This window comes from Leifsonia stereocauli (assembly GCF_038432415.1).
In the GTDB taxonomy this organism is placed as follows: Bacteria; Actinomycetota; Actinomycetes; order Actinomycetales; family Microbacteriaceae; genus Orlajensenia; species Orlajensenia stereocauli.
Window position 1 is genome coordinate 1,626,444 of sequence record NZ_JBCAUN010000001.1, and the last position, 14,726, is coordinate 1,641,169.

Genomic DNA, 14,726 nt, shown 5'->3' on the forward strand with positions numbered 1-14,726 from the left:
GGTAGGGTTCTGCCCATGCCCAGCCGTTTGCACAGCGCCTCCATCGTCGCTCTCCTTCCCGCCGTGCTGGCGGTCGCTCTGCTGGCCGGATGCACGCCGGGCACCGGAACGTCGAGCCCATCGGCATCCGTCCCGTCGGATTCGGCGACAGGCGGCGCCTCGGAGGAGCCCTCGACCGACCCCAGCCCCACCGCGACCGTTCCCGCCGGCACGCCCATCACCATCGGCTGCGACGAACTGCTGACGAACGACGACGTCTACGCCTTCAATCCGAATTACGGGACCGCACCCGACTACACCCCGACGGCCGACTCCGTGGTGGCCGCAGTCGCCGCCGACAACGGTCTCGCCTGCGGCTGGAGCAATCAGAGCAGCGGGGATCTGATCGAGGTGGCCGTGGCCCAGCCCGACGCCGACCAGCTCGTGACGCTGAAGCAGAACGCCGCTGCCACGATGAACGCCGTTCCCACCTACGGCACTCCCCCGGCCGTCGACGGATTCTTCTCGCAGTCGCAGGACACCGGCACCGTGCAGATCTTCACCGAGTCCGGCTACTGGCTGGTGGCCAGCTCGACGGCGTTCTTCGAGCCGGGCGATGCCGTCGGCATCATCACGCCGGCACTCTCGAACCTGCCGTAGCGACGGAACGATCGCCCCGCGGGGTCGGCGTCGACGGGCCCGGCCATGGGGTATTCTCGTTCGAGTGCGCCTCCGTAGCTCAGGGGATAGAGCGTCGGTTTCCGGTACCGTAGGTCGGGGGTTCGAATCCCTCCGGGGGCACTGTCGTGAGACGCCCGATCCGTCAGGATCGGGCGTTCTCTCGTTCCCCGGTCATCTCCCCCGGTCGTCGCGAGCCGGCACGCCTGCCTGTTCGTCTTCCGCCTCGGTCCGGGTGCAGAATCGACGTAGATGCATCGTGGACGGACGCATATCTTCCGACGAGATGGTGTCGCGACAACTCGAGGCTCGCGGCATCAGGGATCCCGCCGTGCTCGCAGCCATGCGCACGGTGCCGCGTGAACTGTTCGTGCCGCAGGAACTGATCGCCCGAGCCCACGACGACACCCCGTTGCCCATCGGCGCAGAGCAGACCATCTCGCAGCCCTACATCGTGGCGCGGATGCTCGAGGCCGCCGAGCTCGGGCCGACAGCGAGGGTGCTCGACGTCGGGACCGGGAGCGGATACGCCGCCGCCGTCACGGCCGAACTGGCCATGCACGTCGTCTCCATCGAGCGCATCCCCGAACTCGCTGATGCCGCCGCCCGGCGCCTGCGGTCCCTCGGCTACGCCGGCATCACGGTGCTCGTCGGCGACGGCACGCTCGGCGCGCCGGAGCACGCCCCATTCGACGCGATCATCGCCGCCGCAGCAGGACCCGACATCCCTCCCGCCTGGGTGGCCCAGCTCGCGCCGCACGGACGGATCGTCCTGCCCATCGAGGCGGCATCCGGTCACCAGGAGCTCATCGTCGCCTCGGTCGGCGACGGCGGCAGCCTGATCCGCCGCAGCCTGGGAGCCGTGCTGTTCGTCCCGCTGATCGGGGACGCGGGCCTGCGGCGACGGCGCCCCGGAAGGCGCCACCGGCGAGGATGACGAGTCGCGGTACTCGGTGGCCGCGACGGCTGCGCGTGCATCGGTGCTGTCGTCGCTGCACTGAAGGGGCATACTGAGGATCGTGCCGGCGACGTTCATAGTGGTTCCCCAGTGGCAGGGCTCGGTGTCAGCCCGAGCCATGAGGCTCATCGACGGAGCGGACGCGATCCGCGGCGACCTGCCGTCGGCGGCGACCCGTTCCGTCGAGGTTCCGATCGGCGCCGGTGAAGCGCTCGAGACGGGCATCTCGCGGTTCTCCTCCGTGCTGAGGGTGCGTGATCGCCTGCGCGAGACCCTGACCGAACTCGAGGGGCCGACCGTCGTGATCGGCGGCGACTGCGCGGTCTCGCTCGCCGCGGTCGAACGGGCTGCGGCATCCGGAGACGACCTCGCTGTCATCTGGTTCGACGCCCATCCAGACCTCAACACTCCCGAGTCGAGCCCGTCCGGAGGCTTCGGCGGCATGGTGCTGCGCACCCTGCTGGGCGACGGCGCGCCAGAGCTCGTCCCACCCGAGGGCTCCCGTGTGCTGGCCGATCGCCTCGTGCTCGGCGGCGTGCGCGACGTCGACCTGGGCGAGGAGCTGTACATCGCTGGGAACGGCATCCGTTCGCTCACCGTCGACGAGTTGTCGACCCCGGATGCTCTCGTCGCCGCGCTGCAGGCGACGGGCGCGAGCCGCGTCTACGTGCACATCGACCTCGACGTGCTCGACCCTGCCGCCATCAGCGGGCTCGACTACCCCGAGCCCTTCGGCCTCTCCGTCGAGACCCTGACCACGCTGATCGGTGCCGTGCGCTCGCAGGCGACGCTGGTGGGAGCGACCATCGCGGGGTTCGCTCCCGCGACGCCGACGGATGCCGCGGACGACCTGCCCGCGATCCTGCGGATCATCGGGTCGCTCACCCGCGGCTGAGCGCCCTGTCAAGCGCTCCCGGCCGCACGGGGCGGCGGTTAGGCTGCCGACATGACCACTCGTGCGTACGACCTCATCATCATCGGAGCCGGGCCCGTGGGCGAGAACGTGGCAGACCGAGCGGCATCCGGCGGACTCTCGGTCGTGATCGTCGAGGCCGAGCTGATCGGCGGAGAGTGCTCGTACTGGGCCTGCATCCCGTCGAAGGCGATCCTGCGTCCCGGCGCGGCCATCGCCGCCGCCAGGCGCGTGGGAGGAGCGGCCGAGGCCGTGACGGGTTCGATCGACGTGGCCGCCGTGCTCAAGCGCCGCGACTACTGGGTGAGCGATTGGGACGACAGTGGCCAGGTGGAGTGGCTGCAGAGCGTCGGCGTCGACCTGGTGCGCGGTCATGGCCGCATCACGGGTCCGCGTGCGGTGTCGGTGACGGGTCCCGACGGATCGACGACCTCCCTCGTCGCCCACCATGCCGTCGTCGTGAGCACGGGTTCTGCGGCGCTGATCCCCGATGTGCCCGGACTCGCCGAGATCGAACCGTGGACCAGCCGCGAGGCCACGGGCGTGCAGACGGTTCCGAAGCGCCTCGCGATCCTCGGGGGCGGCGTGGTCGCGGCCGAGATGGCCACGGCCTACGTGTCGTTCGGCACCGAGGTCACGCTGATCGCCCGCAGCGGGCTGCTGGGCGGACTCGAGCCCTTCGCCGGCGAGGCCGTGCTGGCCGCGCTGCGCGAGGCCGGGGCATCGGTTCACCTCGGACGATCCATCGCCTCCGCGAGCCGCAACGAGGCCGGCGAGGTGGAGTACACCCTCGACGACGGCACTGGACTGGTGGCCGACGAACTCCTGGTGGCCACGGGACGCACCCCGCGGAGCGAGGACCTCGGCCTCGAGACCATCGGACTGAAGCCGGGCAGCTGGCTCGACGTCGATGAGACCCTGCGGGTGCTGACCCACGGCAATCCGCAGATCGAGGGCGGTTGGCTCTACGCCGTCGGCGACATCAACCACCGTGTGCTTCTCACGCACCAGGGCAAGTACCAGGGCCGGGCCGCCGGAGACGTCATCGTCGCCCGGGCCAAGGGGCTGGCACAGGACGGCGGCACGTGGGGCGTGCACGCCGCGACGGCCGATCACCGGGCAGTTCCGTCTGTGGTGTTCTCCGATCCCGAGGTGGCATCGGTCGGACTCACGGCGGATGCCGCCGAGAAGGCCGGCCTGCGCGTGAAGGTGCTCGACTACGACCTCGGCACCGTGTCGGGTTCCGGCCTGCACGCCGACGGCTACACGGGTCAGGTGCGCGCCATCGTGGACCTCGATCGCGAGGTTCTCGTGGGCATGACCCTGCTCGGCCCCGACGTCGCGGAGATGCTGCACGCCGCCACCATCGCCATCGTCGGCGAGGTGCCCATGGCACGGCTCTGGCACGCCGTCCCGGCCTTCCCCACCATGAGCGAGGTGTGGCTGCGCCTGCTCGAGGCCTACGGCCGCCCCACGGCCGAGGACTGAGGTCGAGCCGCGGCCGCGCCTAGGCTGAGGCCATGAAGCGCATCCTCTTCGACTCCGGGTTCAGCCGCCTGGGCTACCTCTACGGCACCACTGTCGGGTTCACCTGGGGCTTCATCTGGAGCACGGGGCGCGTCGAGAAGCGCGAGGGGCTCTGGGTGTTCCGCGGGCTGCCGAACTGGGCCTTTCGCCGGGGCGGCGTCTGCGTCGGCGGGTGCTATCTGACGGGCCAGAACGTGACGGATGCCGTCCTCGAGCACGAAGCCGTGCACAAGCGGCAGTGGCAGCGCTACGGATTCCTCATGCCGGTGCTCTACCTGTTCGCCGGTCGCGACCCGCTGAAGAACCGTTTCGAGATCGAGGCGGGTCTCGAGAAGGGCGGCTACCTGCGCTAGCGGGAGCCACCGCTCGCTGAGGCCCGACGGAGTCGCGGCCGAAGCGCTCCGCCAGACGCTTCGAACGCGGGCTCCGCCCGGTTCTCAGCGACCGGAAAGGCAGTGCCCCGCCCGGTGTTCCGGGCGGGGCACTGTGCTCTGTCGAAGCGGATCAGGCCTTCGCGGCCGCCGCGCTCAGCGATGCCACGAGGTCGTCGAGGCCCCACGTGAGCGAGAGCGCCGTGGGCGGGGAGACCGCCGCGATGAACTCGGTACCGACGACCTGGGCTGCTGCTCCCCGTCCGACGGCCGGCAGAGCCTTCGTCGTCGGCGTGGTGAGGAAGGCGTCGGCCTCCTCCTGGGTGTCGGAGTAGCTCAGGATGATGTCGCTGTCGAGCTTGTCGAGCTGCTCGTAGCTCAGCGTGTAGTAGAACGGGGCTTCCCCGTTGTCGAGCTCGTCGACGGCCGGCGCGTTCTTCAAGCCGAGGGCCGACAGGAACTCGACGCGCGGGTCGGCGGACTTGTAGACGTAGAAGGTTCCGCCGACATCCCAGACGGCCGCGATGGTCTTGCCCTCGAGCTCGGGGTGGGCCTCGGCCTGGTCTGCCAGCGTGGTGTCGAGGTCGGCGAGCACGGCAGCGGCCTCGGTGGACTTGCCGAGGGCCTCCCCCACGGTCGAGATGACGTCGCGCCACGGGGTCGTCCAGGCGTCGCCGGTGTAGGCCACGACGGGAGCGATGTCGCTCAGGGTGTCGTACTGCTCCTGTGTGACGCCGGAGTACGGCGCCAGGATGACGTCGGGCTCGGCCTCGATGATCTCCTCGTACGGCACGGTCTCGCCGTCATCGGTGAGGAGCGTGGGAGTCTCCGCCCCCAGCTCCTCGAGCTTCTTCGCGACCCAGGGCAGAACGCCGTCGGCGTTGGCGCCGTAGCTCTGCTGGGCCATCGCGACGGGCACGACGCCGACGGCCAGCGCGGCCTCGGTGCTGCCCCAGCCCCACGTGGCGACGCGGGTGGGAGCTTCCTCGATCTCGGCAGTGCCGAAGTTCGACTCGAAGCTCACGGGGAAGGCATCACCCGATGCTGCAGTGGTCTCGTCGGAGCCCGACGGGGAGGCGGCGCATCCGGAGAGGACGAGGGCGGTCGCTGCAGCTGCAGCGAGGGCCGCGTGGCGGATGCGGGGTCTGAAGGGCATGGAGGTCTCCCGGTAGAAGGTGGGTGTTTAGGGTAGCCTACCCTAATCATTCGGCGCGGTGATGCCGGCCGATGGGGATGACGAGCGGGGAACCGGCGACGGGATCCGTCGTCACGACGCAGTCGAGGTCGAAAGCCGCCCGCACGATGTCGGCCGTGATGACCTCGGTCGGCGTTCCCTGCGCCACGATGCTGCCCGCCGACATCACGACGAGGTGATCGGCGTAGCGGGCGGCGAGGTTCAGGTCGTGCAGCACCATGACGACCGTCGCGCCGCGATCGCGGTTGAGATCGGTCAGCAGGTCGAGCAGTTCGAGCTGGTGCGTCGCGTCGAGGAAGGTCGTCGGCTCGTCGAGCAGCACGATGTCGCTGCGCTGGGCGAGCGCCATGGCGATCCACACCCGCTGGCGCTGACCGCCCGAGAGTTCCTCCACCCGGCGATCGGCCAGCTCGAGGGTCGCCGTCGCGGCCAACGACTCGGCCACGATGCGGTCGTCGTCGCTGGAGCGCGAGCGGAACCAGCCCTGGTGCGGATGCCGCCCTCGAGCGACCAGGTCCGACACGAGCACTCCGTCGGGGGCGACAGGCTGCTGCGGCAGCACCGACACCACCTTCGCAACGTCGCGCGGCGAGAGGCCCCCGAGGTCGCGGCCGTCGAGGGTGAAGCTGCCGGCGGTCGGACGCAGGAGACGCGCGAACCCGCGCAGCAGGGTGGACTTCCCGCAGGCGTTCGGGCCGACGATGACCGTGATGGCGCCGTCGGGCAACGCGAGGCTGAGACCGTCGACGATTGTCCGGTCGTCGTAGCCGAGCGAGACGACCTCTGCGCTCAGTTCGTGGGCACGACGCGCTGGCGCTGATGCCGCCCGCCCGGGCAGGCGGGGGTCGGGAGTCTGGGGTGCTGACGTCATCCGTCGGTTCCCTTCCGGTTGCCGGCTGCGATGAGCCAGAGCAGATAGGGGGCGCCGATGAGCCCCGTGATGATTCCGACGGGCACGCGCAGGCCGCCCGGGAGCAGGTGCTGGCCGATGATGTCTGCGAACACCACCACGGCGGCACCGACGAGGGCGGATGAGACGAGGGCCGCTCCCCCGTTCCGCACCAGTGAACGGGCGATGGGCGACGAGACGAGGGCGACGAACGCGACGGGTCCGGCGATGGCGGTGCCCACGGCGACGAGTGCGACGCCGAGCACGATCATGACCGCCCGGGAGCGGGTGCTGTCGACGCCGAGGGCGCGAGCGGTGTCATCGTCGAGCTGCAGGACCGGCATCCGCCTCGACAAGGCGACCACGAGGGCGAGCAGCACGACCAGGCTCGCCGCAGCGGCACCGACCTCGGGCCAGCTGGTGTCTCCGATGCCCCCGATCATCCAGACCAGGGCCTCCGATGCGCCGCGCACGTCGGCGCGCGTGAGCAGGTAGCCGAGGGCTGCCTGCACCAGCGCCGCCAGCCCGACGCCGATGAGCACGAACCTGTAGCCGACCAGTCCCCCGCGCCAGGCGAGCGCCCACATGATGGCGGCGATGCCGAGGGCGCCGATGAAGGCCGCGATGCCCAGAGCAGCGCCGCTCTGCCCGAGCACGAGCAGGGTGAAGACGGCCGCGAGGCTCGCGCCCCCGGTGACGCCCAGGATGTCGGGGCTGGCCAGGGTGTTGCGCAGCGTGGTCTGGAAGAGCGCGCCGGCAAGCCCGAACGCGACGCCGGCGACGAGGGCAGTCGTCACCCTCGGCAGGCGCAGCCTGAATACGATGAGCTCCTGCACACGGGTGCCCTGTCCGAAGACGGTGGCGATGATGTCGGCCGGGGAGAGTCCGGACGCACCGAGCGAGAGGGCCGTGATGACGCCGAGCAGCACCACGGCGGCCAGCGCGACGCCGACGACGACGGTGCGGCGGCGTCGACGCATCCGCCCGCCGACGACCTGCGCGATCCCCCGCTCGATGACTCCGGCGCCGACGCCGGTCACGGCGCTCACATGCCCGCCAGACGCGCACGGCGCACGATGGCGATGAGCATGGGCGCGCCGATGAAGGCGACGACGATGCCGGCTTCGAGCTCGGCGGGTGCGACGAGGACGCGTCCGATCACGTCGGCAACGAGCAGCAGGATGGGGCCGAGGGTGAGGCAGTACGCGAGGATCCAGCGGTAGTCGGATCCGGTGATGCGCCTGGCCACGTGAGGGACGACCAGGCCGACGAGCGCGATGGGGCCGGCGAGCGCCGTCGCCGTTCCGGCGAGCACGATGACGGCCAGCGCCGCGAGCACGTGGGTGACGGCCGGTCGCTCGCCGAGGCCCCGGGCCACATCGTCACCGAGCGCCAGCAGGTTGAGCCGGCGCCCCAGCAGCAGTGCGAGTACGAGGCCGACGACGAGGAACGGCCAGAGCGCGCCGGCGGTGGTCAGCTCCCGACCCGCGAGCGAGCCGACCGACCAGAACCTGTACTGGTTCAGGGTGTCGAGATCCGAGATGAGGAGCAGCGTGATGAGCGGAGTCGCCGTCGCCATCACGGCGGCACCCGTGAGGGCGAGCTTCACCGGGGTCGCGCCGTCGCGTCCGCTCGACCCGATGACGAACACGACGACCGCAGCGACGGCAGCGCCGATGAAGGCGAACCAGATGTAACCGTCGGGGTTGGAGATGCCGAGGGCCGAGATGGCCACCACAACAGCGAGGGAGGCGCCGGCGTTGATGCCGAGCAGCCCGGGGTCGGCGATCGGATTGCGGGTGACGCCCTGGATCACGGCGCCGACCAGGGCGAGCGCCGCTCCGGCCATGATGCCGATGACCGTGCGCGGAACCCGCAGCTGGCGGATCACGAGGTGATCGACGTTGCCGGCGACGGGGGCGACCAGGGCGTTCCAGACATCCGTCAGCGAGACCGCCCTCGTTCCGATGGTGAGGCTGGTCACCACGACACCGATGAGGACGACGACGGATGCCGCGAAGACGAGCCAGCGCATGGCTCGTCTTCGGCGCGCGCCGGTGAGGGCGGGAGCGGCCCCCGCGGCGATGGTCGTGGTCACGTCAGTCGAGTTCGGCGCGACCGAGGCGCCAGTACCCCATGAAGGCGACGGAGCGTCGGTCGAGCCCGGCCTCGCTCACCAAGAAGCGACGCACGGTCTTGATGACCGATGCCTCGCCCGCGATCCACGCGTAGAACTCACCGTCGAGGCTGTGGCCCTCCGGCACGTCCCACAGCATCTCGCGGTCGATGTCGATATCGTCGAGCGGCGCCGGAGCGTCATCGGGGTGACCCTGCACCGTGCGCACTGTCCAGTCACGAACAGCGGGGATGAGTGCGCCGCCCTGTGGGATGCCACCGCCGCGCGGGTGCCAGCGCACGCTGACTCCGGCGGGGGCGACGACTGGGAGCACGTCGCCCGGGGTCGGGATCTCGATGATGGCGCAGCCCTGGGCGTCGGCCGGCAGGCTCTCGAGGATGGCGCAGATGGCCGGAGCCGCCGTTTCGTCGCCCGCGAGCAGCACTCTGCGCACGTCGCCGGGGCGCCAGTCGATGCCGAGGGCTCGGCCGGGGCTGCGCTCGTCAGGGCCGACGATGAGCGAATCGTCTCCGAGCTGCACGGATGCCGCCCAGGCCGATGCCGGGCCGGTCTCTCCGTGCATCGCGAAGTCGACGTCGACCTCGCGCAGCTCGGGTCGCACTGCACGCACCGTGTAGGTGCGGAACGGGTTGCGGTTCTCCTCGGGCAGGTCGCGCCAGGCGCCGTACCAGTCGGACTCGCGCGGGAAGTGCGCGAAGCCGGACTCGGCGAGCGGCAGCACGATCTTCACGCGCTGATCGAGGCCTGCTGTGCCGAAGTCGGCCAGGTCGTCTCCCGAGAAGGTCAGGCGCACGAAGTGCTGGCTCAGTCGACGGATGCCGCTCACGGTGACTGCGAAGACGCGATACGCGGGTCGCGGTTCGACGACCGCCTCGGCCTGGCTCTGTGAGGTAAGCATTACCTAAGTCTTACACACCTCGGGTGCCGCTCGCTGAGCGGTGCACTGAGGGACCGCGTAGCGGCCCTGAAGGGGGCCGAGCGCAGCGACCGCCCGAAGCGAGCTTCGACCGCGGACTGCGTCCGGGAGCTCAGCGAGCGATTCCTCACCAGACCGGCGGATGCCGATCCTGCCAGCGCAGCCGCCGCTCGAGCTGGGTGCCGATCGCCAGGAGCGTCGCCTCTCCCCCGGGGCGGCCGATGATCTGCACCCCCATCGGCAGGCCGTCCTCTGTCTGGAGGACGGGGAGCACGATCGCCGGCAGACCCGACACGTTGATCATCGACGTGAACGGGGTGTACAGCACCTGCTGCACGAAGTTGCGATCGCCATCGGATTCGTCGTACCAGCCGACGGGCCTCGGCGTCATGGCGAGCGCCGGAGTCAGCACGGCATCGAACGACGCCAACTGCCGGATGAGCGACCGCTCGAACGTCGTGAGCACAGCGAGGGCCTCGGCCAGCTCGCGAGCCTGCAGGGAGCGGCCCCGGCCGACCAGCCACCGCGTCAGTGGCTCGAGCAGGGCGAGCTGCTCCGGAGTCTCCGCCGGGATCGAGGCGGCACCGGCCTGCCAGAGCGTGCGGAAGGCCGGCGCATAGCTCTCGTCGGGCTCCAGTGCCGTCGACTCGATGCCGTGCCCCATGTCGGCGAGGGTGGCGACGGCCAGGTCGAGGGCGGCGAGAGCCTCGGGTTCGATGAGCACGTCGTGGGCGGTGTCCCACGCCGAGGTTGTCATGACGCCGAGCTGGAACCGGCCCTCGCCCCTCGTGGCAGCGGCGAGGAACGGCCCGTCGGGTTCCGGGGCACGGAGGGCGAACGGATGCGCCGTGCTCGAGCCGTCGGGCGTCACCAGGGCGTCGAACAGCAGGGCGGCATCCGTCACGGTCCTGGCGATGGGCCCGGCGACGACCAGTCCACCGAGCGAGTCGATGCCGCCCTGCGAGGGCACTCGACCCCTCGAGGGCTTGAGCCCGACCAGGCCGCAGGCCGCCGCGGGGATGCGGATGGAGCCGCCGCCGTCTGAACCCGGGGCGAACGGCAGCAGGCCGGCCGCGACTGCGGCTGCGGCCCCACCGCTGGAGCCGCCGGGGCCGAGGGCCGTGTTCCAGGGATTGCGGGTGACGCCCGCCGCCAGGCTCTCGGTGTAGGCGGGAAGCCCGAACTCGGGGCTAGCGGTCTTGCCCAGACTCACGCCGCCTGCTGCGTCCATGGCCTGCACCACCGCATCCGACTGCTCGGGCACGTGGTTCGCGAACAGCCTGGAGCCGAACCCCGTCGGCACCCCGGCCCGTTGCCAGAGGTCCTTGTCGCCGATCGGCAGGCCCCAGATGGGAGCGGTGCGACGATCTGATGCCTCGAGAGCACGAGCACGCTCGAGGGCTGCATCCGAAGTGACCGTGACGAAGGCGCCGATCTCCCCGTCGATGCGCGCTATGCGTTCGAGGTAGTGCGCGGCCAGCTCGGTCGGCGACGTCTCCCCCGACTGCAGCAGCGTCCATTGTCCGATTGCCGTGTACTCATGCAGTTCCCCCACACGGCGAGCCTACTGGGGCTCGTGCGGCGGGCACTCACGGTCCAGGGCTCCAGCGTACGGCCGGGGACCCGGTTACCAGCTCATCCCCCCGGCTCATCGCACCCGACGGTCACCGTAGGCTCGACGCATGGCACGCCAGCACTTCGACCCCATGGGAACCACAGCCGTCATCACCGGTGCGAGCAGCGGGTTGGGGGTGGAGTTCGCGCACGAGTTCGCCCGACGCGGCGCCGACCTCGTGCTCGTCGCGCGCCGACAGGAGCGGCTCGAGGCACTCGCCGTCGACCTCGCGGAGCGTTACGGCACCGCGTCCACCGTCATTCCCCTCGACCTGACCGCTCCGGATGCCGTCGACGAGCTCGTGCGCGACATCGAGTCCCGCGGCATCCGCGTCGGCAGCCTCGTCAACAACGCCGGGTTCGCCAGCTACGGCCGCTTCGGCGACATCGACCGCAGGCGACTGGACGAGGAGGTGCAGCTGAACGTGTCGGCGCTGACCCAGCTCTCCCGCGCGTTCTGGGGGCCGCTCACCGCCCACAGCCGCACCTCGCCCGGCAACGGCGCACTCGTCAACATCGCGAGCGTCGTGGCGTTCCAGCCCGTGCCGTTCATGGGCGTCTACGCGGCGTCGAAGGCCTACGTGCTGAGCCTCACCGAGGCGCTCTGGTACGAGGCGAAGGGCACCGGCCTCAAGGTCACAGCGCTCTGCCCCGGCCCGACGGCCACCGAGTTCACCGAGGTGGCTGGCAACGGCGACCTGTTCTTCCGCAACCCGCAGACCGCCGAGCAGGTCATCGAGACCGCCTTCAGGGCGCTCGACGCGCGCTCGACCCCACCCTCGATCGTGAGCGGTGTCGGCAACGCCGCCGGTGCCTCGCTCGTCGGACTGGTGCCGAAGCGTTCCCTCCTGACGGCGCTGGGGCGTGCGACGACTCCGAAGCCCCGGGCTTAGCCCTCCGGCTCCTCGAAGACCGTGATGTGCAGGCTCGCCGGGGCGTCGAAGCGCGCGTTGAGAGAGCGCCACGGAGTCCTGACGAGCGGGGCGACGACGGATGCCCCCGCCTCGGCGAGCTCGTCGGCCACGGTGGCTGCATCCGCCACCTCGAACGCCAGCCTGATGTGCGGAGCCACCTGACGGCCGACCTCGACGTCGTCGATCATCTGCTTCTGAGCAGGGTTCGCTATCTCGAGGGTGGCGCGGCCTGCGTCGAGGATGACGACGCGCGCTCCCCCGTCCGCCTCGTAGGCCTCCTGCTCCGGCATGCCGAGAGCGTCGCGGTAGAACGCCAGCGCCTGCTCGAAGTCCTCTGCCTCGACCACGACGCGCAACTGCAGCACGCGACCGGCGCTGGAGGGAGCGGCATCCGGCGCAGCACCCGTCACTGCATCCGTCCCGTCGTCCGCTGCATCAGGCATGACCACTCCAGTCTCCTCCTCGGCTCGCTACTTGAGGCTCTTCTGCATCATGACGGTTCCGAGCCAGCGGTCGAACTTGTATCCGACGCGGCCCATGCGGCCGATCTCCTTGAAGCCGAACTTCTCGTGCAGGTGGAGCGAGGCGCCGGCGCCCTGGTCTGCGATGACGGCGATGATCTCCTTGAGACCGGCCGCCCTCGACTTCTCGATGAGCTCGGCCAGGAGGGCCTGCCCGAGCCCTTTGCCCGCGGCCGCCGGACCCAGGTAGATCGAGTTCTCGACGGTGAACCTGTACGCGCGCTTCTGCTTCCACGGAGCCACGAGGGCGTAGCCGAGGATGATGCCGCGCGGCGACTCGGCGACGATGAACGGCATGCCGAGCTTGGCGAGGTAGGCGTACTTGGTCTTCCACGCCCGCAACGTCATCGCCTCGGTGTCGAAGGTGACCGTGCTGTTGGCCACGTAGTAGTTGTAGATCTCGCGGATGTGCGGAAGGTCGGACGGCTTCGCATCGCGCATGGAGTACTCGAACGGCGGCTCGTCGGACGCCGGCTTGCGCAGGTGCGGCGGGAGGGTGCGCCGGGGCTGGTATTCCTCTTCGAGCATGGTGACAGGCTACCGCCGGAGAGTCAGAACAGCGCCGTGTCGCCGCCGTCGGCCACAGCCTCGGGCAGACTCCAGTCCACGGGCTCCGCGCCCTGCTCGAGGAGAAGCGAGTTCGCCCGGCTGAACGGCTTCGATCCGAAGAATCCGCGTCGGGCCGAGAGCGGGCTCGGATGCGCTGACTCGACGACGGGCGTCTCCGCGAGCAGTGAGGTGAGGCTCGCGGCATCCTTCCCCCACAGGATGGCGACGAGGGGGCTGCGCCGGGCCACGAGCGCGCTGATGGCGCAATCCGTCACCCGCTCCCAGCCACGACCCCGATGCGAGCCGGCCTCACCCGGGCGCACCGTGAGCACCCTGTTGAGCAGCAGCACGCCCTGGTCGCTCCACGCCGAGAGGTCTCCGTGGGGCGGCGTCGCCATGCCGAGGTCGTCGCGCAGCTCGGTGTAGATGTTGCCGAGGCTGCGAGGCAGAGGACGCACGTGCGGATCGACCGCGAATGACAGGCCGATCGGATGCCCCGGCGTCGGGTACGGGTCCTGGCCGACGATGAGCACCCTCACCTCGGACAGTGGCGCGCGGAACGCCCTGAGCACGTTCTCACCCGTCGGGAGGTAGCCACGGCCCTCCGCCGTCTCGGTACGGAGGAAGTCGCCGAGCCCGGCGAGATCGTCTGCAACGGGCGCGAGGGCTGCAGCCCAGCCGGCATCGATGAGCCCGGCCTCGGCGAGTTCGGGGAGCGTCAGAGCGGAGTCGGTCATGCGCTGGCAGCGTGCTCGGCTCGGGCTCACGCGCCGAGAGTGCTCACCAGGACACCGGTCTCGGCCGGGATCGCGCGCCAGACGCTGCCGGCACCCGAGACGACGAGTCCGCCCTCGCCCACGACGAGAACAGTGTCCTCGTCGATGGCGAGTCCGGCGTCGATCAGTCCGGCCTCGGCGGCGGCGATGAGCCTGGAGACGCTGCCCCACTGGGCGGCATGCACGTCGATGGAGACGTCGATGAGCCCGATGCCCTGCTGCACCGTGACCTCGTCGAGGTCTTCGGATGCGTCTTCCGGGCAGACGGCGACGTCGCCGATGCGCCAGCCGCCGACGAGTGCACGCTCAGCAGCGATGGCGGAGCCGGCGGAGAAGCCGAGGTAGGGAACGCCGGCCGCCACCTGGCGGCGGATCTCGTCGGCGAGCGGAGCGACGGCGGCGTTGTAGGCGGGCGTCAGTCCCCCGCCGATGACGATGCCGTCGACGTCGGTGAGCGCCGTGGCCGGAAGCTGGGCTCCCTCGGCGATGGCGGTGACGTGCGCGTCGAAGGTGCCGCCGGCCGACAGCACGGAGACGAGCTTGTCGGCGTGCTCCTCGGCGTCGCCGGTGCGCACGGCGATGATCGCGATGCGCGGGTGCTCGCGTCCATTGCCGAGGCCGCGCTCGAGAGCTTCGATGATGAAGGCGCCATAGACCTCGGGCGCGGAATCAGGCGACCAACCGCCGCCGACCAGGTGAACACTCATGCGTCGAGCCTAACGGCGGGGTGGCTGCGCTGACGGGGGTCGTCATGACGGCTCGCGCGTGTGCAGACATCCTCGCGCAAGG

16 protein-coding genes and 1 tRNA gene are annotated in these 14,726 nt (G+C 70.5%); 7 read left to right on the top strand and 10 right to left on the bottom strand.

Features of this window, described 5'->3' with window-relative positions; all coding sequences use genetic code 11:
- The first annotated feature begins 15 nt into the window (after nucleotides 1-15).
- The 6 genes from AADV74_RS07870 to AADV74_RS07895 all read left to right on the top strand — a co-directional run bounded on the left by AADV74_RS07870 (nucleotide 16) and on the right by AADV74_RS07895 (nucleotide 4,408).
- Complete coding sequence (locus AADV74_RS07870) at nucleotides 16-639, top strand: iron ABC transporter ATP-binding protein (protein ID WP_342112898.1); 624 nt, start codon at nucleotides 16-18, stop codon at nucleotides 637-639.
- A gap of 68 nt (nucleotides 640-707) precedes the next feature.
- Nucleotides 708-780 (top strand) — tRNA-Arg (locus AADV74_RS07875).
- A 136-nt stretch (nucleotides 781-916) separates the two neighbouring features.
- Complete coding sequence (locus AADV74_RS07880; RefSeq protein WP_342112899.1) at nucleotides 917-1,594, top strand: protein-L-isoaspartate(D-aspartate) O-methyltransferase; 678 nt, start codon at nucleotides 917-919, stop codon at nucleotides 1,592-1,594.
- 82 nt (nucleotides 1,595-1,676) lie between these two features.
- Nucleotides 1,677-2,510 carry an arginase family protein gene (locus tag AADV74_RS07885; protein WP_342112900.1) on the top strand — a complete coding sequence of 278 codons (834 nt, stop codon included), beginning with the start codon at nucleotides 1,677-1,679 and terminating at the stop codon, nucleotides 2,508-2,510.
- 51 nt (nucleotides 2,511-2,561) lie between these two features.
- The gene (locus AADV74_RS07890) at nucleotides 2,562-4,016 is read left to right on the top strand and encodes a dihydrolipoyl dehydrogenase family protein (RefSeq protein WP_342112901.1); all 1,455 of its coding nucleotides are present in this window, start codon (nucleotides 2,562-2,564) and stop codon (nucleotides 4,014-4,016) included.
- A gap of 32 nt (nucleotides 4,017-4,048) precedes the next feature.
- Nucleotides 4,049-4,408, top strand: coding sequence for a Fe-S oxidoreductase (locus AADV74_RS07895; RefSeq protein ID WP_342112902.1), 360 nt, complete (start codon nucleotides 4,049-4,051; stop codon nucleotides 4,406-4,408).
- A gap of 151 nt (nucleotides 4,409-4,559) precedes the next feature.
- On the opposite strand, the gene AADV74_RS07900 is transcribed toward AADV74_RS07895, so the two are convergent.
- From AADV74_RS07900 to AADV74_RS07925, 6 genes are all read right to left on the bottom strand, one after another.
- Nucleotides 4,560-5,582: an iron-siderophore ABC transporter substrate-binding protein gene (locus AADV74_RS07900; RefSeq protein ID WP_342112903.1), complete on the bottom strand. Its 1,023-nt coding sequence runs from the start codon at nucleotides 5,580-5,582 to the stop codon at nucleotides 4,560-4,562.
- Nucleotides 5,583-5,628: 46 nt separating this feature from the next.
- Complete coding sequence (locus tag AADV74_RS07905; protein ID WP_342112904.1) at nucleotides 5,629-6,492, bottom strand: ABC transporter ATP-binding protein; 864 nt, start codon at nucleotides 6,490-6,492, stop codon at nucleotides 5,629-5,631.
- Nucleotides 6,489-7,559 (bottom strand): FecCD family ABC transporter permease, encoded by a 1,071-nt coding sequence (locus AADV74_RS07910; protein WP_342112905.1) that lies wholly within the window; start codon nucleotides 7,557-7,559, stop codon nucleotides 6,489-6,491. Before AADV74_RS07910 ends, AADV74_RS07905 begins: the two co-directional genes overlap by 4 nt.
- Nucleotides 7,556-8,608 carry a FecCD family ABC transporter permease gene (locus AADV74_RS07915; protein WP_342112906.1) on the bottom strand — a complete coding sequence of 351 codons (1,053 nt, stop codon included), beginning with the start codon at nucleotides 8,606-8,608 and terminating at the stop codon, nucleotides 7,556-7,558. The genes AADV74_RS07910 and AADV74_RS07915 overlap by 4 nt, the downstream gene beginning before the upstream one ends.
- Before the next feature lies 1 nt (nucleotide 8,609).
- A complete protein-coding gene (locus AADV74_RS07920) occupies nucleotides 8,610-9,545 on the bottom strand; it encodes a siderophore-interacting protein (RefSeq protein WP_342112907.1) in 936 nt (311 codons plus the stop codon).
- Between the two features lie 145 nt (nucleotides 9,546-9,690).
- Complete coding sequence (locus AADV74_RS07925; protein ID WP_342112908.1) at nucleotides 9,691-11,118, bottom strand: amidase; 1,428 nt, start codon at nucleotides 11,116-11,118, stop codon at nucleotides 9,691-9,693.
- Between the two features lie 127 nt (nucleotides 11,119-11,245).
- Here AADV74_RS07925 and AADV74_RS07930 point away from each other — a divergent pair, with 127 nt between their 5' ends.
- Nucleotides 11,246-12,070, top strand: a complete 825-nt coding sequence (locus AADV74_RS07930; protein ID WP_342112909.1) for an SDR family NAD(P)-dependent oxidoreductase — start codon at nucleotides 11,246-11,248, stop codon at nucleotides 12,068-12,070.
- On the opposite strand, the gene AADV74_RS07935 is transcribed toward AADV74_RS07930, so the two are convergent.
- Genes AADV74_RS07935 through AADV74_RS07950 form a run of 4 tightly spaced genes read right to left on the bottom strand, consistent with a single transcriptional unit; the run spans nucleotide 12,067 to nucleotide 14,644 of the window.
- Nucleotides 12,067-12,534 carry a VOC family protein gene (locus AADV74_RS07935; RefSeq protein ID WP_342112910.1) on the bottom strand — a complete coding sequence of 156 codons (468 nt, stop codon included), beginning with the start codon at nucleotides 12,532-12,534 and terminating at the stop codon, nucleotides 12,067-12,069. The genes AADV74_RS07930 and AADV74_RS07935 overlap by 4 nt on opposite strands.
- 27 nt (nucleotides 12,535-12,561) lie before the next feature.
- The gene (locus AADV74_RS07940; RefSeq protein WP_342112911.1) at nucleotides 12,562-13,140 is read right to left on the bottom strand and encodes a GNAT family N-acetyltransferase; all 579 of its coding nucleotides are present in this window, start codon (nucleotides 13,138-13,140) and stop codon (nucleotides 12,562-12,564) included.
- Between the two features lie 23 nt (nucleotides 13,141-13,163).
- On the bottom strand, nucleotides 13,164-13,898 hold the full coding sequence (locus AADV74_RS07945; protein WP_342112912.1) for a uracil-DNA glycosylase: 735 nt from the start codon (nucleotides 13,896-13,898) through the stop codon (nucleotides 13,164-13,166).
- A gap of 26 nt (nucleotides 13,899-13,924) precedes the next feature.
- On the bottom strand, nucleotides 13,925-14,644 hold the full coding sequence (locus tag AADV74_RS07950) for a Type 1 glutamine amidotransferase-like domain-containing protein (protein ID WP_342112913.1): 720 nt from the start codon (nucleotides 14,642-14,644) through the stop codon (nucleotides 13,925-13,927).
- Nucleotides 14,645-14,726 lie beyond the last annotated feature (82 nt).